This is a genomic window from Arthrobacter sp. ATA002 (assembly GCF_026898095.1).
Taxonomy (GTDB): Bacteria; Actinomycetota; Actinomycetes; order Actinomycetales; family Micrococcaceae; genus Arthrobacter_B.
The window spans coordinates 2,317,198-2,334,049 of sequence record NZ_CP114015.1; the positions used below are offsets into that span (position 1 = coordinate 2,317,198).

A 16,852-nucleotide genomic window follows, 5' to 3' on the forward strand; every position below is an offset into this window, starting at 1 on the left:
CAAAGGAGCAGGACATGACGCTCGCCGACCCAACCCTCACCTCTTGTTCGGACCTTCTGGCCGCCGTTTCGGCAGCCGGGGAGGGCCGGAACATCAACGACCCGGCCACCGGCGAGCTGGTGGGCAGGGCCCCGGTGCACACCGTCGAGGACCTCGAAAAAGCCGTGTCCGCCGCCCGCGCGGCGCAGCCGGCCTGGGCCGCACTCGGCCACGCCGGCCGGTGCCGGGCCCTGATGCAGGCTGCGGGCGCCGTGGATGCCTCGGCTGAAGCGCTCGCCGAACTCCTGTCCCGCGAGCAGGGCAAACCGCTCAACGGCCCCAATGCCCGGTTCGAGGTGGGCGGCGCCGCCGCCTGGCTGCGCGCCGCGGCGTCGTTCGATCTGGAGCCCGAGGTGCTGGTGGACGACGACGGCGGGCGGGCCGAACTGCATTACCGTCCGCTCGGCGTCGTGGGCGCCATCGGTCCGTGGAACTGGCCCATGATGATCAGCGTCTGGCAGCTCGCCCCGGCCCTGCGGATGGGCAACACCGTGGTGATGAAACCCTCCGAGTACACGCCGCTGTCCGTCCTGGCGCTGGCCGCCGTCGATCAACCAGGCGCTGCCCGCGGACGTGCTGCAGGTGGTCTCCGGCGGCCGCGGCGTCGGAGAGACCCTTGCCGCGCATCCGGACGTGGACAAGATTATGTTCACGGGTTCCACCGCCACCGGCAAGGCGATCATCCGCTCCTCCGCGGACACCGTGAAACGCCTGACACTGGAGCTGGGCGGCAACGACGCAGGCATCGTGCTCCCGGACGCGGATCCGCAGGCCATCGCCGAGGACCTGTTCTGGGGTGCGTTCATCAACACCGGGCAGACCTGCGCCGCCATGAAACGGCTCTACGTGCACGAGGACCTGTACGACGCGGTCTGCGATGCGCTCACCGGCGTTGCCGCCCGGATGCCGATGGGCGTGGGCCTGGACGAGAACAATGTGCTGGGTCCGCTGCAGAACGAAGCCCAGTTCCAGATCGTCGCGGACCTGGTGGAACAGGCCAAGGCGTCCGGCGGGCGGGTGCTGCTGGGCGGCAACCCGGACCCCGAACAGCCCGGCTACTTTTATCCGACCACTCTGATCGCGGACATCGATCCGGGCAACGCCCTGGTGGTCGAGGAACAGTTCGGCCCCGCCCTGCCGATCATCCGCTACTCCACCGTGGACCAGGCCGTGGAACTGGCCAACAGCCTGGACGTGGGCCTGGGCGCCTCGGTCTGGGGCACGGACCGGGACGCCGCCCGCGGGGTCGCGGCACGGATCGAGGCCGGGACCGTGTGGATCAACAAGCACGGCACCGTGGACCCCCGGATCCCCTTCGGCGGCACCAAACAGTCCGGCTACGGGCTGGAATTCGGCGTCGAGGGCCTCAAACACCTCGGCGCACCCCAGGTCATCAGTTACTGAGGCCACCCGCTTCTTTCCTTCCCCCCACAGACCGCGGTGCCGGACCGTCCCCCCTCCGGTCCGGCACCGCTCCTTTTTCCGCCGCCTTACCTCCCACCGCTTTACCGAAAGGCTCCTCCCCGTGGATTCCTACATCGTCATCGGCGCCGGGTCGGCCGGCTGCGTCCTTGCCCGCCGCCTGCTCGACGCCGGCCACCGCGTCACCGTCCTGGAGGCCGGCGGCGAGGACACCAATCCGATCATTGCCAACGTGCACGAGGCCGGCGGACTCTGGCACGGCCCGGAGGACTGGGACTACTACACCGTGGAACAGCCCGGCTGCTCGAACCGGAGCATCCATCTGCCCCGCGGCAAGGTTCTCGGCGGCTCACATGCATTGAACGCCACCATCTGGGTGCGCGGAGCGAAACAGGACTACGACACCTGGAACTACCTCGGCTGCCCCGGCTGGGGCTGGGAGGACGTACTGCCGGTGTTCCGGGCCATTGAAAACTACGACGGCGGAGCCTCCGAGTCCCGCGGCACCGGCGGTCCGCTCGACGTTGTCGCCGACTTTCCGATGAATCCGGTACAGGAATCCATCCTCGCCGGAGCCGCGGAAATGGGCATCATGATCAACGCGGACTATAACTCGGGCGATGTCGAAGGCGCGTCCAGAATGCAGCTGAACATCCGCGGAGGCAAGCGGTTCAACACCTGGCAGGCCTACCTGCGGCCCGTCATGGATAACCCGAACCTGACTCTGCTCACCGGTGCCACCGTGCGGCAGCTGCTGATTGAGAACGGTGCCGTGGCGGGCGTCGAGTTCTTGCAGGACGGCGCGGTGCAGACCCTGCGCGCAGACGAGACGCTGTTGGCCGGCGGGGCGGTCGGCTCCCCGAGGTGCTGCTGCGCTCGGGGATTGGCCCGGCCGGGGAGCTGCGCGCGGCCGGCGTCGAGCCGGTGCTGGACCTGCCCGGTGTCGGGAAGAACCTGCACGACCATCTGCTCTCCCCGGTCATTTTCACCACCACTGCCAAGCCGGTGCCGGCACCGGAGGTCGGTGCGGCGGAAACGCACTTGTTCTGGAAGTCCAATCCGGACCTGGCGGTGCCGGACACCCAGCCCATTCATTTCTCGCTGCCCATGTATTTCCTGGACTCCATGAGCGGCCCGGAAAATGGATTCTCCCTGGTTGCCGGTATCGTCCGCCCGCTCAGCCGCGGCGAAATCACGCTGTCCGGCCCGGCTCCGGAGGATCCGATCCGCATCGATCTGGGTGCGCTCACCGAGCAGGCCGACGTCGATTCCCTCGCCGCCTCGGTGCGGCAGTGCCGGGAACTGGGCCGGACCTCAGCCCTCGCCGGGGAATGGGGCGCCGAGGAAATCTATCCCGGCCCGCAGGTCACGGACAGCGCCGAAGACCTGGAACAGTACGTCCGGGACACGGCTGTGACGTACCACCACCAGGTGGGCACCTGCAAGATGGGCCTGGACGCCGAAGCCGTGGTGGATCCGCGCAGCATGCGGGTGCACGGCATGCCGGGGCTGCGCGTGGCGGATGCCTCCGTCATGCCGCTGGTGCCCACCGGCAACACCAACGCGCCCACCATCATGATCGCCGAGCGCGCCGCCGCGATGATTCTGGCTGGCGCCTAACCGGTCCACACCACCCACCGCGGCCTCCCGCCCCGGGGGTGTTGACCGCCGGGGGTGTTGACGTCCGAACGCCGCGCACGGAAAGGTTTGCCTATGACTCAGACGGCGGCGGAAGGCGGCGGCCCTCCTGCTGCCGGGCCCGGACCGGGCACGGCTGCCACCGTCATTGACCGGGTCTTCTTCGCCTTTAGCGGCCTCGCCGCCCTCTGGTTCGCCGTGCTGCTGCTGCGCGAATCGCTGGAGGTGCGGCATATCGGATTCCTGGTGGTGTTCTGGGCGGCCCTGGCCTACCTGGTGCTGCCCCGGGTGTACCGGATCCTGTCGCAGATTTTCATCCCCAACTACTTCATGGGACGCACCCGCACCAACGCGGGGCTGTTTGGCGACGCCGTCAACCTCGCGTTCCTGGGCACCGGAGACCAGCTGCGCGGGGCTCTGGACCGGGCCGGCTGGAAGCTCGCGGATCCGGTCACCGTAGCCAGCACCTGGCGCATCGTGTCCTCCACCCTGCTGCACCGCAGCTACCCCCACGCACCGGTAAGCCCGCTGCTGCTCTTTGACCGGCAGCAGGACTTTGCGTACGAGCAGGAACTGCACGGCAATCCGCGGCAGCGCCACCACGTCCGGTTTTGGCGCTGCCCGGACGGGTGGCTGCTGCCGGGCGGTATCGCTGCGGACTGGCTGGCCGCAGCGTCCTTTGACCGTGCCGTCGGCCTGTCCCTGTTCACGCTGCAGATCACCCACCGGGTCGGGGAGAATATCGACGCCGAACGCGACTATCTGGTCGCGTCCCTGAAGCAGTCCTCCCCTGAGGTATCCGTGGAAGTTATCAGCAACTTCTCCACCGGCTACCACTCCCGCAACGGCGGCGGGGATTCGATTGCCACCGACGGAGATCTGCCGGTGACGGACCTTTCCCGGCTGCCGGCAACCCGGCCTCCGGGCCCGGAGCTGCCCGCACCGCAGGGCAGCGCACCGGATGAAGCGCCGGGGCCGCAGGCCCGCTCCCATCGTCTTCGGCGCCGTCCTGGTGTTCCTGCGCGGGGCAGCGGCCCTGACCGTGGCGGCACCGTTCCTGGCGCGGTTTGCCGACGCCGTCTGGGTGACCGAGCTGCTCGGTACCCAGAGCCGCGGCCTGGCGGATTTGGGCAGTGGATATGCTCCCGCCAGCGTAACGCTGGCCGTGTTTGCCTGTGTGGAGGCGGTGCTGGCGGTGTTGATTCTGCGCGGCAGCAACATTGCCCGGTTGACGGCCATGTCCCTAAGTGCCGGTGCCATCGTGCTGCAGGTAGCCGCGGTGTTCACCGGTCCCGCCGATACGTTGGGCAGCAACATCTTCGGCTATTCGTTCGACATCCTGCTCATTTTGGCGCTGTCCAGCAGCCGGGCCAGGATTTACGCCCGCGGCCGGCGCCGCCGCAGCAGCTAGGACACGAACGGGGCTCCGCCGGGACGGCTTCGGTGGAACTCACTCTTCCCGGACGGCCGCCCGGGCGAGAGCCTCCCGCCTCCCGCGCCGGCACCTAACCCGCGCTGCACCCGCGCCCGCAGGAGCGCGGCGCCGGGCCCGGTGAGCTGGTGCAGGTAGGCGGCGCGACCCGCAATGCTCATGACGAGGGCGAGGATCGGCCCCGTAACGAGCAGCCCGTAGCCGGCCGTGAACCGTGCGTCGGTGGCGCGCAGCTGCAGGCCGTCCGTATAGGACCGGCTGGGAACGGTGAAGTCCCGTGCGGCAAAGAATTCGGCCACCGGGGCCAGCGCTTCCAGGTCCGGAGTCCGCGGCAAACCCAGCGGCTGGCGGATGTCCTGGGCGTGGACCACGACCTCTCCGAGGTAGGCGGCCGTGTGGGATGAGGGGGCGGCAGTGCTGTCGATGACTTCGCGGAAGCGGGCGAGGGTCTGGTCCGGGGTGCGGCCAAGGTGCTCGGCAAGGCGCCGCTGGTTGTGCACGTCGGGGCGGAAGCGGGCGGCAACCATGCTTTGCAGCCACTGCCGCTGGTTCAGGCTGGCTGCAGCGGTGAGATGGGCAAGGACCTGTTCCACATTCCACTGCCCGCAGAGGGTTCCGTGCTGCCACTGCTCATTGGACAAACTGGAGAGATCCTCGGCCAGCCGCGCCCGTTCCGTGTGGACTAAGGCCCACAGGGTTGCCATCTCACTGCTGCTCTTCATTTCGGCCACTGTCCTGTCCCACTGCTCTGTCCCGAGGTGCCTTCATGCGCCCGCGTTTCCACTCCGCTACTGGATTGGAGACGCTCAGGCTACCGCCGGCCGGCGGCAGCCGCCACGGTGTCCGGCGGATTGGACGCCCTTCTCAGCGCGGTGGCTGGGAGACACGGCCCTCCTGGGTTAGGCGGCTGCGTCCAGTAGCATGACGCAGATGGGGAACTCCGCGCATCGTCTGCGCCCGCTGCTGCTTCCGGCCACCGTCGCCGTCCTGTGGATCCTGCCGGCGCTGGCCAGGAACCTGCTGTTGGCCTCCGGTCCGTTGGCCGGCGCATCGTCGCTGGTCACGCTGGTCTTCCCCGATACACTTCCCGAGCGCCTGAGGTACGTGCTGGACGGTACCGGCTTCACAGTCGTGGCAGGCCTCGCGGCGCTGGCCGTCGCGGCTTTTTCTGCCGTGCTGCTCCCTTCCGCCGGCCGGGACGCCGGCGCCTCCCGGCGCACCGCTTTCCTCGCCGGCTGGGCCTGCATCATCCTGGCATCCGTTGCCGGTTCCGCTGTCCTCGGTGCCGGTCTGGTCCTGGCGGAATGGCCGCCGGCACGGAAAATTTACCTCTTTGAGTCCCTGACGCCTTTGCTGCTGGCCGGAGCCTATTGGGGTGTCGCTTGGGGCTGGCTGCCCGCCCTGCTGTCCGCGGGGTCTGCGGGCCGGCGCCGTTCCCCGGCTCTTCCCGGTTCCCCGGCCCGCCCTCAGCGCGAGGGCAGCTTTGCGCGTCCGTGGTTCGGGCCGCTGGGCGTCTTCACCGCTGCGTCCGTTGCCCTGCTGATCCTTTCGCCCATGCTTGCGGCGGCCCCGCAGGCAATGACCGAGCCCGAAGTGGTGCCGACGCAGGAACCCGTGGTGTACGGCGCCGAACCGGTAGGCCCGTCGCTGGCGCCGCCGGACCCGCAGTGGTGTACCGGAGAAGAGGTGCTGGCGGGCGTGGACGGGTGGGACGCAGCCACCGGGCACCGCGGGGCCCGCCTGACCGTCACGAACACCGGAGACCGGGCCTGCGTCGTCCAGGACTACCCGGATCTGGCGTTCGAGAACACCGAAGGATGGGTCATGAACATTACCGCGGTGCACGGCGGATCCTTCATGACCCAAGACACCGCCGCCGGGCCCGTCATCCTCGAGCCGGGGCAGGCGGCCTCCGCCGAAATCGGCTGGAACGGGACCGCAGGAGCGGGCATGGCCCGGGTGGGCACCCTCTTGCTAGCGCCCTTTGCGGGGAGCCTCCGCCAGGACCTGGAGGTGGATATCGATCTGACGGAACCGGGGTTCCTCACAGTAACGCGATGGACTGCGGCTGAGTCCCAGTCCCCGGGCTGACGCTACCGCAGCAGCTGCTCGAGGGCGGCCGCCGACTCCTTCACCCGCGCCCCGAGTGTTTCAGCCGGAACGTCGCTGGTCACGTACACGACGGCGAGGGCAGCCGGCAGCTGTCCGTGAACGCGGACCGGGACGGCCACCGAGCTGACGCCCGGAAGGACCTCGTCGCGGCTGACCGCGAATCCGGTCCGGGCGGCGGTCCGCGATTCCGCCCGGTACGGCTCCCCCGGTGCCAGCTGCTCCCACTGCGCTTCCGTCACGGCCGATTGAATCGCGATTCCCGTTGCTCCGGCGGCAAATGAATGCCGGGTTCCGGGGCGTTGAACAATCGTCCCTTCGCCGCGGGGCGGCTCCACCGACACCAGGGTCACGCACTGGCGCCGGTCCCACACGGCAATAAACGCCGTCATCTGCAGTTCCGCGGACAGAACGGTGAGTTCGGGAACGGCGGCGGTCTGCAGCCGGTGGGCTACCCCGCGTGCCAGCGCCGCCATCGCGGGACCAATGGAAAACTTGCCGGCGTCATCCCGGTATACGAGAGAATGGTCCTCCAGCGTGCGCAGGATCCGATACGCGTTGGACCGGTGCACCTCCAGGGCCTGCGCAATTTCGGCGATGCTAAGGCCCGCGGCGGAATCGGCCAGGACCTCCAGGGCCCGGATGCCGCGGGAAAGGGTCTGGCTGGTGGACGCGGCCACCGTCTGCTTCACCGCGTTCACACGGTGTCTACCCGGCGGCCGGACAGCAGCGGCGCAAAGAAGGCCGCCAGTTCCGCCGTGGCCGTCAGCGGCAGGACGTTGGCCACATACTGGTCCGGACGGACCACGACGACGACGCCGGAGCGGTCGAGTCCGCGCGCATCGAAGATGTCCGTGGCCGGATCGGTGCCGAACACCTTCGCGAGATCAGTGAGCCCGAATGGCCCGACCTTCGGCTTGAATGCCTGCGGCGCGGCTCCGATGTCGATGCCTGTGTGATCCTGCTGGTAGATGACCCTCACATCGAACCAGGCGTCGCGGTCCTCGCCCTCCGGGGTTGCTGCCAGCGGCGAGTCCGGTGCGGTCGTGAGCCACTCGGCAAGATCGGCGGTCGGTGACGGTTCTCCCGCCCGGGCCGGATCGGCGAATACGTAGATCCGCCAGCGGCCGTCCGCCTTCGCCAGATGCCCGAGCTGGACCGGATTGGCATCACTCACACGCGTCACCGGCGCTGATTTGAAGCGCTTGCCGATGGGGAATCCCGAGGCCAGGTCCTGGTGGGCGGAATCCGCGATGAGCATCGACGGCGTGTACTGCGTCATGAAGCCCGCCGGGAACTCGGCGGTGCGTACGTAGAAGTCCTCCAGATCCGAGGGGTTCTCGAACTCCTCGGGCTTCTTCGCCATCAGGGTGGACCATTCCTTATCGAAATCGATGAGGTTCTTCGCGACCACCTGGCGCTCGGCAGAGTAGGTGGCGAGCAGGCTCTCCGGGCTGCGTCCGTCCAGCACGTGGCCGAGTTTCCACGCGATGTTGAACCCGTCCTGCATGGACACGTTCATCCCTTGTCCGGCCTTGGCACTGTGGGTGTGGCAGGCATCGCCGGTGATGAACACCCGAGGGGTGCGGGTGCCGACGTCGGCGGGCAGCACGTCGTCGAACCGGTCGGTGAGCCGGTGGCCCACTTCGTACACGCTGTGCCAGGCCACATTGCGGACATCCAGCGTGTAGGGGTGCAGGATGCTGTTGGCCGTGGCGATGATCTGGTCGATGGTGGTTTTGCGGACCGCACCGTTGTCATCCTCGGGGACCACTCCCAGATCCACGTACATGCGGAACAGGTGCCCGCCTTCGCGCGGGATGAGCAGGATGCTGCCGCCGTCGGAGGACTGGATGGCGCACTTGGTGCGAATATCCGGGAAGTCGGTGTTGGCGAGGACATCCATGACGCCCCACGCGTGGTTGGCGGCGTCGCCGGCCAGGGTGCAGCCGATGGCGGCACGGACCCGGCTGCGGGCGCCGTCGGCCCCCACCACGTACTTGGCCTTCACGGTGCGCTCGGAACCTTCCAGGGGCCCTGCCGTGTGCACCAGGGTCACGGTCACCGGGTACTCGGCGTCGTCGTCGACTTCCAGGCCCCGGAACTCAAAGCCGTAGTCGGGAGTCATCCGGGTGGGCGAATACGCCATGTACCGCGTGAAGTAATCCAGCACGCGGGCCTGGTTGACAATCAGGTGCGGGAATTCGCTGATGCCGCCTTCGTCGTCGAGCGCCCGCCCTGACCGGACGATGTTCTCCGGCTGCTCCGGGTCCGGGCGCCAGAAGGCCATTTCGGTGATCCGGTAGGCCTCGGCCGTGATTTCCTCGGCGAACCCGAAAGCCTGGAAGGTCTCCACACTGCGGGCCTGGATGCCGTCAGCCTGGCCGATGGCAAGGCGGCCGCCGCGGCGTTCCACGATGCGGGTGGTGACGTTGGGGAACTGGGACAGCTGGGCTGCGGCCAGCATGCCCGCCGGTCCGGAACCCACGATGAGGACGTCCACCTCCTCCGGCAACTCGTCGGGGCGGTTGATGCCGACGCCGGCCGCCGGCTCGATGCGCGGGTCTCCGGATACGTAGCCGTGGTGGTGAAACTGCACGGTTGTCCTCACTTCGTTGTGTTCTCTGTCGTCCGTGCAACGCCCTATCTGTTCGATAATTGAACACCATGTTCGATAGTCGAATGCACGTGGTGTAAGCAGACTACTCGACGCATGACGCAGCTCACAATTAGCAATGCTTAGGGGTCCTCATTTGAACTTGCGGGATAGCACCCGGTGAAGGATCTGGGCACCTCGATGGCGGCGAACCCGTTTATCCGCCCCACCGGCTCCCCGGCGGAAGATCACATGCGCACGGTCATGGAGGGGTACGTCGCAAGCGGCGCCACTTCCAACAAACGCACCCGTCCCGGCAACAGGATTTTGCGCCTTACTTGGCACTATGCTCTCGCAGGAAAATGTTTCTTTAGACGATCGCTCTGAAATAGTGTGAATACCCTTATTGGCCGTCACGACCGTGTTTACCGTTATCTTCGCGGTCGAACGGATAACGCAGCCGCCGGCGGTGTTGTCTTGGCGGCGCGGATGATTTGGCACCTCGTGCTCGCGCGGCTTCTGCCGCTTCCACTCATCATCGGTATTGTTCTGCTTTCACTAAGTTGGTCGCCCTATGGCTTCCGTTTAGGAGGGGCCAAGTACTGAAAGAAGAGGTGGCAAAGGTTCAGAGGCCCCCATAAGCGTGGACGTGGTAATCCTGGTCCGGGCGCTTACTGAATTGTCGTTAGGATTGGCTGGTTCGCACCCAAATACCCGGGATTGAGTCCATGAGCCGCAAAAGTAAACAGCTGATCCGTTCCCATAACAGGCCGGACTTCGGCCTCCCTTGGATTCCGATTTTTCTCGGGGTTGTCACCTTGGTTATCGGAATGACCGGGGTCGTGGTCACCACGATGCAGCCGCGCTCCGAGGTCCGGATCGTTGTTGAGGGCCAGCACCCGTGGAATATTTCCCAGGAAACGGTCGAGGCCGCACTTGATGAACCCGTCGCTTCATGGCGGCCACTTACCCTCGTGGTCACCGACCGGACATTAAGTCTTGAGGAACAGCAGGGGAACCTCGCTCCAGGCACCGATATCCTGCTGAGCACTAAGCTGCCGGAGCCCAGCAAGGACCGTGCCCGCTATGACACGATCAGGCAGACCCAGGCCCTCGACAAAGTGGGAATCCGCCCTGTCTTCGAAGATCCGGCCCAAGACCTCGTTGCCGGTCAGGACGTCCACGATGCGTACCAGGTTAATGTTGGGCTGGGCCATGGCCCGTTGGCAGTGGTCGCCGCGGCACAAGAAGCGTCCCTGCAGCTCTCCGACGGGCCGGAGCAATCATTCTGGCCATGGCTCATGGGCACCATCCTGGGGTTGGTACTGACCGCGTTTGCCATGTCCCAGGCTCTGCGGCACCGCTCTAACTGGGAGGCCCGCTTTCGTCGGCTTACAGCCGCTCAAAGACGTCTGGCAGGGGTGGTCCTGGATCTTGAGGCTCTCGAGGTGACCTATCTGGCCATCGATCCGGAGCAACGCCCCCGGGGTTCACCGCCGCCTGGACCAAGGTGCGTGACGCGTCTTTGGATTTGGCCCGCATGGAGAAAAAAGTCGTCGCAGCGGTGTGTGCGCGCGCCAGCGGCATGACATCGAAGACCGCTCGGGAGGTTGAAAGGTTCGAGTCCCAGGTGTCGGACTTGGTGGCATCGGCCGATGCAGTGATGGGTGCCGGCGCCGTCATCGGACCCTCCGGCAGTGGCGAAAACACTCTCCAGCGGCTCGCCGCGCCGCTAACGTTCGCCACCAGGGAACTGTTAACGCGCCTGCGCGCCGCCCCCAACGGTGCCGTCGAGCCCCGGATCATCATGGACCTCGAATCCGCGCTGGACGCACTGCTTGAGGCCAGCACCGGCGAGACGGCTGGAGCCGAACCTGCCGTACGCAGGTGGGAGCGCGCGGAGCGCGGACTCAAACGCCAAGCGAGTGCCCTCTCGCGGCAGTTGCGCCGCACCTTGCCCCGGCGGAAGCTGCGCCGCCTGGCGGAGCGGCGTCCTTCTGTGATCCAGCGGCCCACCGAGGACCTGAGCGTGTTGCGCACAAGCCTTGGGCTGACCCCCCAGGGTTCAAGGCGTTCCCTGAATGCGCTGGACGCGGCGAATGCCATGGCCGGCGAAGTGTTCGGCAGCCTCCCCGAATTCGATGACGCGCCGGAACAGGCACGGCGCAAGGTCCCGGTGAGTCCAAAACTTCGCAAGGGCATCGGCACCGGCGCCATGGTGCTGGCCGGAATCATCCTGGCGTTCGCCGCGCTCTTCCTGAGCTTGATGGTCGTTTTCACTATCGATGATGCTTCCGGAAATTTGCCGACCGGAAGCCGGCCGCTGCAGGCGTTGAGCTTCGAGCCGGATGACAGCAAGTTCGATGTGGAAGAAATCCGCCGTAATCTACAGGACAATTACCTTGAGGACCTCGAAGTGACGGTAGTTGTCGGGGACGCGGAGGATGACCTGCAACTCAGCAGGGATTATGAGGTGAACGCCGGGAAGTATGACCCGCAGGACCCTTTGGCGGCCTCGCGCGTCGACGCCAACCTGCTGCTGGAAACCATGTGGAAGCTCAAGGCCGAATACCCCCACTTGGTTGACGGGAGCACCGGGGAACTGCTCCCCGGGCAAGCGGTGGTGCCCGTATATTTCTTCGATAACGGGTACACGACGGTGCCCGCGTGGATGACGTCGGCGGTCTACTCTGGCGATGCGCGCCGGATGAGCGCGTTCAACTGGGATACCAGTGAATTCTTCATTGGTGAGCCTGAGGAATCGGTGTCCTATCCTCTGGAGCAATTTGCGAAAGGGCAACAGTGGAATGGCAACGCTTGGGAGATTGAAGACTCGGACGCCCTGATCCTGTTCCTGTTCCCAATCTTTGGGATTGTCCTGTTCATCGGTTATCAGGTGCTGCGCTACGGCGGCAGCATGTCCATGCGTCTGGGCCGCTTCGGCAAGGACGCTGCCAGGTTGCGCACCGTCCGCAAGGAGCTGGAGGCATTGACCCTGGGGTTGGACGATTCTCGGCTCAACGCGGTGTTCATGTTTGATCGCGGTTCGGCGCCGCTGGCGGCCAACAGCGACCAGCGGCTCTTCGAAAGTGCGCTGGCCGTGGCCTGGCGGATGGCCGAGGAGCTCGCGTCCCGGCCGTTGGCCCAGCGTCTCGGCCCGGATTACACGGACCAGATCCGCAGGTTCGAATACCTGGTCTCGGTGCTCTCGGTTCGCGATTCCGATGTTGCCCGGCGTGCCCAGGCCCTGCTCGACGCCGAACGCGAGGCCTAGAACGGAGCTAACCCCGTGGGTTCCAGCCTCGTCCGGCCGGCTATGGCGTGTGCGATTCGGTGATTTTACTGACTGGCACCCTTGGAGTCCTTTGAGCCCGCCACCTGGTCCAGAACCAGGGAGCCCACGGCCGCGATAACCGCCATCACATGCCGCGGCCGATCCACCCCGTGCCGGACCAACCATGTTTCGAGCCGCTCAAACAGCGCCAGGCTCACTGCCAAGACCCCGCTCACGGTGACGCGGGCCGTAGCCACCAGAGCGGCCAATCCGATTAGCGGCAGCCTTACCGGCGCGGCGTCACGCACGTAGGAAGGACGGGGCGCGGTGTCCGCTGCACCGTCGTCGGACCTGTCAGTTTCCGAAGTCGACTGCACAGAATGTCCAAAGTCGTCTGCACAGCCCGCCCGTTGGGGATCCCCCTGTGGACGGCGAGGGATCCGTTAGTGTGCGATCAGGTCAGGTCAGGGCTTCTTCGTCGGTGAGTTGATCGTTCTCGACGTTTGCGTTTCGGAACTTGGAGAACAGCAGCATCGAGGCTGACAGCAACATGACTCCGGCGGCGGCCCAGAGGGCGATGGAGGAACTTGTGATGGTGGCAACGAACCCTCCGAGGGGTGCGCCAAGGACGATCATTCCCCGGTTCATCGAGCGTTTGGTGGCACTCATTCTTGCGATGAGTTTGTCTGGCGTTACAGCCTGCCAATAACCCATCTCCAGAGGGCCCTCAACGCCCATCGACATCCAGAAAAGGAACTGTCCCCCCACAGCGACGGCGAACGCGGCCCAGAGCGGCGTCGGCCAGTCAGCAGGCGATCCATAGGCCTGATCAGTCAGTGGACCGTATGCGACAGCCACCAGCGGAGAGAAGGCGATCAGCGCCAGCGCTACCGGTTGGATGAGTCGGGCAGTGACCATCGTTCTACCGGTACCCCACCTCTGCCCGATACGTATCGAGATGAGGGTTCCCACGACAGAACCGATTCCTGCACCAGTGAGAACCAGGCCAAGTCCGAGCGCACCGATCCTCAGGTCATCCAATACCAACGCCGGAAGGACTGCCCCCATCATCGCGGAGCCGATAAACCAGGCGTGACTGGACCAAGCTAATGGTCCGAGCCGAGGGTGGCGGTAGATCCAGCGCAAACCCTCGCCGACCTTGCGACGCACGGAACCTTCCGTGCGCAAGGGGGGCTTATCAGTCGCGGCGTGTTTCAGGGACAGCAGTACCACTCCGGAAACGAAGTGAGTTGTTGCACCGAGAAGGAGAGCGAAAGGTGCCGTTACCAAGGCGACCAAACCGCCGGCTACTGCACTTCCCGTAGAGGGTCGACTTTCCAGCGCCAACGGTTCCATTCACGAACATTGCGTCCATGACCCGATCGTCTCAGGGATTGCAGGAACTTTGCCTGACGCAGCGCCCGTAATCCAATCCCTCACCGCGACCTGCTAGTAGACGGCCGGGTTCCGCATCGAAGCGGGCAATTTCATTGGACCGAGCCGCCCACTGGACGGCCCGGTCCACACTTTCAGGGAGCCTCAGCGACCACGGAAGTGGTCACCGCGGTCCAGACCGGAGAGGTTCCGGCTGGCATGCCTGCCCAATCCTTCAAGAGGACCTCGCGTTCCCCTATCAGCAAACCGGTGTCCGGATCGATTATTATCTCGACCCGTGCCACATGATCGGCATTGTTCATTCCTATCGAGATACCGGTCCGTCCATCAAGTGTCGCTTGACGGTCCAGCACCGTCACCTCGGGCATCAGAGCTGCCGCTTCATACAGTGCAGCGCGCAGATCGGCCGGAATCACACCTGTGCCCAGCGCTTCGGCGATGGTTTTAAAGGCTTGCTCCTCTGCTGTGGCTCCTTCCCCGCGTTGCGTTGATAAATGAAATCCAACAACGCTTTAGGATCCCGGGGTGCAGTGTCCACTGCCTCGCCTAGTGGCATGTTGTTAAAGATTGTCTGTTGATCGTCATAGAAGTTGCCTCCGGGAGCGCGCATCAGAGGATCAGTGTAAGGCGTGGTCGCGATCGGCCCACGCGCGGGGTCCTCACGTTCCATTCGCTGCTTCTCGGCGAACTGGCGTGAGGCCTCGTCGAAGAACTGGACGGGGACACTCGGATCCTGGTTCAAGATCCACTCTCCTGACCGATCTGCGGGCACGTACAACTGCTCATTCCCGCTGACAAGCCACGTATACACCTCCCCGGGCACGGTCATGTTGGCGTAAGAATAGACTGCCTTGGTGTCCACCAGCAGATACTGGCCTGGACCTATTACAGGATCCGAGGTTCGGATGGTGGCATCTGCGGCGTTGTTCAGGACTTCGGCGGCTTCGGCGGTGGTACCGGGGCTGCCAGGCCGGACGACGTCGGCCACGATAACGCCGCCCACGAGCAGAGCCGCGGCCGCCGAGGCCAGCAGTACACGGCGTCCGCGACGCGGCGGGCTGGCCCGAATCGGGTGTGCAGCCGGGTATGGTCGCTGATCCTGGATACGGACCCGACCCCAATGGCCGCAGAGCCCATGACCGCAAGGGATCTGCTTCTGCTGGCGGCAAGTTCTGTTTCGGTGATGGCGCGCCCGGGATCGGCCGCAATAAGCTGCCGTTCGACGTCGTCCGGTGTATTTGCTGTCCTCATTTTTTGGCTCCCTGTGGCTGTGTTTCCTCGTCTAACAGGCGACTCAGTGCCTTGCGTGCGCGGTGCAAACGCATCCTGACTGCGGTGGCGCTGGTATCGAGCAGGTCCGAGACCTCGACGGAGCTAAAGCCGTCCCAATATGTCAGGAGCAGGACTTCGCGGTCGTCGGCGCCCAACTTGCTCAAGGCCTCCTGGATCCGCGATTCATCCTGGTCGCGGACGCTGTCCCGTTCGAGCTGCAGAGCTCCGAGGAGGCTGGAGGCCCGAAGTGCTGACCGGTCATGGTTGCGGAGCACGTTTTTCGCAATTCCGAAGACCACCATGACCGAGAGACCCGCGTCTTGCCCCGTTTTTTCCCAGGTGATCCTGAAAACTTCGGCACAAAGATCTTCTGCGGTGGTGGCGTTATCCGTTCGACGGCGAAAATAGCGGTAAACACGGTCGTGACAGGCAGTGTGGGTGGCCAAGAAGCGTTTTCCCTCTCCGAGACCACTTGTTCCTTCCGGACGGTTTGTAAGCTCATGCCCTGTTAATGTCCGGCAGCCACCAAAGGGTAACCAAGCGTTCAAACTATTTCTTAGCGATCTTGAAAAGGATGCTATCTAATTGGTCATTCCGGCCCAGGCTGGCCAGGATCCAGCCTCTGCGTCCAGATCGATCCCCTGGAGACGTGAGGCATACGGTCAAGGGCGCTGGACGTAACGAGGGATCCAGCTGCCTGGAAGCCAGCGGCATGGAAGGATCGTTTTCGTGCCAACAATCCATCTTGTTATCTAGCTGTTTGTTCCCGGTAAGGTTTGGGGCCATCCATGTATGCTCGTCACCAATCTACCGCTGCCTTGAAGGGGATAAATGTGACGATGAAGTTGGACTGGTCCGGGCTGGTCAATGCCAGAGATCTGGGTGGAATCCCGCTGGAGGGCGGCGGTTACACAGTTGCAGGGGCTTTTGCGCGCTCGGACCATCCCCTGATGCTTACGCCGACAGGGTGGGAACAACTGGCCTCTTACGGTATTCGCACGATCGTTTCTCTGGAGACAGGAGGCCTGGAAGGAGAAGCCGCCCTACGTGCAAACCGCCCCGTTGAAGTCCCTGAGGGCATATCGGCGGAGCTGCTTCGCTTGCCGATCGAAGACGGATCAGACGACGACTTTATGGAACGGTGGGCGTGTACAGGCCTTTGGGCAACCCCTGTATTTCAAAGACGCCCTGGAACGCTGGCCCGATCTGTACGGCTCCGCTCTGAATGCATTTGCTGACGTAGAGCGGCCAGTTCTTTTGCACTGCGGTCGTGGCCACGACAGGACGGGCATCATGTCGCTGCTCCTGCTCACCCTCGCCGGCGCGACAGCAGAAGGAATTGCAGAGGACTATCTTCTCAGCGCCCGCAATCTTCAAGCGCGCGAACCAGGCGCCGTGGAGAAACTGGATACTGCCCTACAACGGGCCGACACAACGGCCCTAGAGAGCATCCAGGCTGCGATGGCTGTGGTCACCGACGACTGGTTGGGTGCAGCCTGCGTCAAGGATGAAGTACCAGCGTTCCTCAAATCGTCCTTACTCGGAGTTGAGACGCAGGCCCATTAGCAGAAGGCGCAGGTACTTACCGTTCCATGAAGTGGCGCTCCGTAGAACGGTCGTTCGTCGCGACGCCTAAGCAGCGCCGGACGACGCACCTCAGGAGCTCTGTTTTAGG

General features: G+C 65.0%; 14 protein-coding genes and 3 pseudogenes. 9 read left to right on the forward strand and 8 right to left on the reverse strand.

Annotated elements, in window-relative coordinates:
* Positions 1-14 precede the first annotated feature (14 nt).
* From OL239_RS11440 to OL239_RS11455, 4 genes and pseudogenes are all read left to right on the forward strand, one after another.
* Positions 15-1,443, forward strand: a pseudogene (locus tag OL239_RS11440) (aldehyde dehydrogenase family protein).
* A 121-nt stretch (positions 1,444-1,564) separates the two neighbouring features.
* Positions 1,565-3,081: pseudogene (locus OL239_RS11445) on the forward strand (GMC family oxidoreductase).
* A 348-nt stretch (positions 3,082-3,429) separates the two neighbouring features.
* A pseudogene (locus OL239_RS11450) lies at positions 3,430-3,921 on the forward strand (LssY C-terminal domain-containing protein); the annotation flags it as partial.
* A 139-nt stretch (positions 3,922-4,060) separates the two neighbouring features.
* Complete coding sequence (locus OL239_RS11455; RefSeq protein WP_268911826.1) at positions 4,061-4,510, forward strand: hypothetical protein; 450 nt, start codon at positions 4,061-4,063, stop codon at positions 4,508-4,510.
* Here OL239_RS11455 and OL239_RS11460 read toward each other — a convergent pair.
* Positions 4,507-5,253: a maleylpyruvate isomerase family mycothiol-dependent enzyme gene (locus OL239_RS11460; RefSeq protein WP_268909054.1), complete on the reverse strand. Its 747-nt coding sequence runs from the start codon at positions 5,251-5,253 to the stop codon at positions 4,507-4,509. The two genes, OL239_RS11455 and OL239_RS11460, sit on opposite strands and share 4 nt — an antisense overlap.
* A gap of 208 nt (positions 5,254-5,461) precedes the next feature.
* Between OL239_RS11460 and OL239_RS11465 the strand changes: the two genes are divergently transcribed.
* Positions 5,462-6,622, forward strand: coding sequence for a DUF4232 domain-containing protein (locus OL239_RS11465; protein ID WP_268909055.1), 1,161 nt, complete (start codon positions 5,462-5,464; stop codon positions 6,620-6,622).
* A 2-nt stretch (positions 6,623-6,624) separates the two neighbouring features.
* On the opposite strand, the gene OL239_RS11470 is transcribed toward OL239_RS11465, so the two are convergent.
* Together OL239_RS11470 and OL239_RS11475 are read right to left on the reverse strand one after the other, a co-directional pair.
* Positions 6,625-7,341, reverse strand: coding sequence for an IclR family transcriptional regulator (locus OL239_RS11470; RefSeq protein ID WP_268909056.1), 717 nt, complete (start codon positions 7,339-7,341; stop codon positions 6,625-6,627).
* A complete protein-coding gene (locus OL239_RS11475) occupies positions 7,338-9,239 on the reverse strand; it encodes an FAD-binding monooxygenase (protein WP_268909057.1) in 1,902 nt (633 codons plus the stop codon). The genes OL239_RS11470 and OL239_RS11475 overlap by 4 nt, the downstream gene beginning before the upstream one ends.
* A gap of 827 nt (positions 9,240-10,066) precedes the next feature.
* Here OL239_RS11475 and OL239_RS11480 point away from each other — a divergent pair.
* Together OL239_RS11480 and OL239_RS11485 are read left to right on the forward strand one after the other, a co-directional pair.
* Positions 10,067-10,825: a hypothetical protein gene (locus tag OL239_RS11480; RefSeq protein WP_268909058.1), complete on the forward strand. Its 759-nt coding sequence runs from the start codon at positions 10,067-10,069 to the stop codon at positions 10,823-10,825.
* Positions 10,777-12,510 (forward strand): hypothetical protein, encoded by a 1,734-nt coding sequence (locus tag OL239_RS11485; protein ID WP_268909059.1) that lies wholly within the window; start codon positions 10,777-10,779, stop codon positions 12,508-12,510. The genes OL239_RS11480 and OL239_RS11485 overlap by 49 nt, the downstream gene beginning before the upstream one ends.
* Before the next feature lie 65 nt (positions 12,511-12,575).
* Here the strand turns inward: OL239_RS11485 and OL239_RS11490 are convergent, their stop codons facing one another.
* From OL239_RS11490 to OL239_RS11510, 5 genes are all read right to left on the reverse strand, one after another.
* Positions 12,576-12,887 (reverse strand): hypothetical protein, encoded by a 312-nt coding sequence (locus OL239_RS11490; RefSeq protein ID WP_268909060.1) that lies wholly within the window; start codon positions 12,885-12,887, stop codon positions 12,576-12,578.
* 82 nt (positions 12,888-12,969) lie between these two features.
* On the reverse strand, positions 12,970-13,866 hold the full coding sequence (locus OL239_RS11495) for an MFS transporter (protein ID WP_268909061.1): 897 nt from the start codon (positions 13,864-13,866) through the stop codon (positions 12,970-12,972).
* 173 nt (positions 13,867-14,039) lie between these two features.
* Positions 14,040-14,321: a hypothetical protein gene (locus OL239_RS11500; protein ID WP_268909062.1), complete on the reverse strand. Its 282-nt coding sequence runs from the start codon at positions 14,319-14,321 to the stop codon at positions 14,040-14,042.
* Entirely contained in the window at positions 14,318-14,893 is a 576-nt protein-coding gene (locus tag OL239_RS11505) for a hypothetical protein (protein WP_268909063.1), read from the reverse strand. The genes OL239_RS11500 and OL239_RS11505 overlap by 4 nt, the downstream gene beginning before the upstream one ends.
* Before the next feature lie 259 nt (positions 14,894-15,152).
* A complete protein-coding gene (locus OL239_RS11510; protein WP_268909064.1) occupies positions 15,153-15,623 on the reverse strand; it encodes an RNA polymerase sigma factor in 471 nt (156 codons plus the stop codon).
* Positions 15,624-16,016: 393 nt separating this feature from the next.
* Between OL239_RS11510 and OL239_RS20190 the strand changes: the two genes are divergently transcribed.
* A complete protein-coding gene (locus OL239_RS20190; protein ID WP_442864297.1) occupies positions 16,017-16,415 on the forward strand; it encodes a tyrosine-protein phosphatase in 399 nt (132 codons plus the stop codon).
* Positions 16,366-16,743, forward strand: a complete 378-nt coding sequence (locus OL239_RS11515; RefSeq protein WP_442864298.1) for a tyrosine-protein phosphatase — start codon at positions 16,366-16,368, stop codon at positions 16,741-16,743. The genes OL239_RS20190 and OL239_RS11515 overlap by 50 nt, the downstream gene beginning before the upstream one ends.
* Positions 16,744-16,852: the final 109 nt, after the last annotated feature.

Coding starts and splice junctions, on each gene's coding strand:
- OL239_RS11480 (WP_268909058.1), top strand. CDS start 10,067: ATGACCGGGGTCGTGGTCACCACGATGCAGCCGCGCTCCGAGGTCCGG.
- OL239_RS11465 (WP_268909055.1), top strand. CDS start 5,462: ATGGGGAACTCCGCGCATCGTCTGCGCCCGCTGCTGCTTCCGGCCACC.
- OL239_RS11495 (WP_268909061.1), bottom strand. CDS start 13,866: ATGGAACCGTTGGCGCTGGAAAGTCGACCCTCTACGGGAAGTGCAGTA.
- OL239_RS11485 (WP_268909059.1), top strand. CDS start 10,777: ATGGAGAAAAAAGTCGTCGCAGCGGTGTGTGCGCGCGCCAGCGGCATG.
- OL239_RS11460 (WP_268909054.1), bottom strand. CDS start 5,253: ATGAAGAGCAGCAGTGAGATGGCAACCCTGTGGGCCTTAGTCCACACG.
- OL239_RS20190 (WP_442864297.1), top strand. CDS start 16,017: ATGAAGTTGGACTGGTCCGGGCTGGTCAATGCCAGAGATCTGGGTGGA.
- OL239_RS11455 (WP_268911826.1), top strand. CDS start 4,061: ATGAAGCGCCGGGGCCGCAGGCCCGCTCCCATCGTCTTCGGCGCCGTC.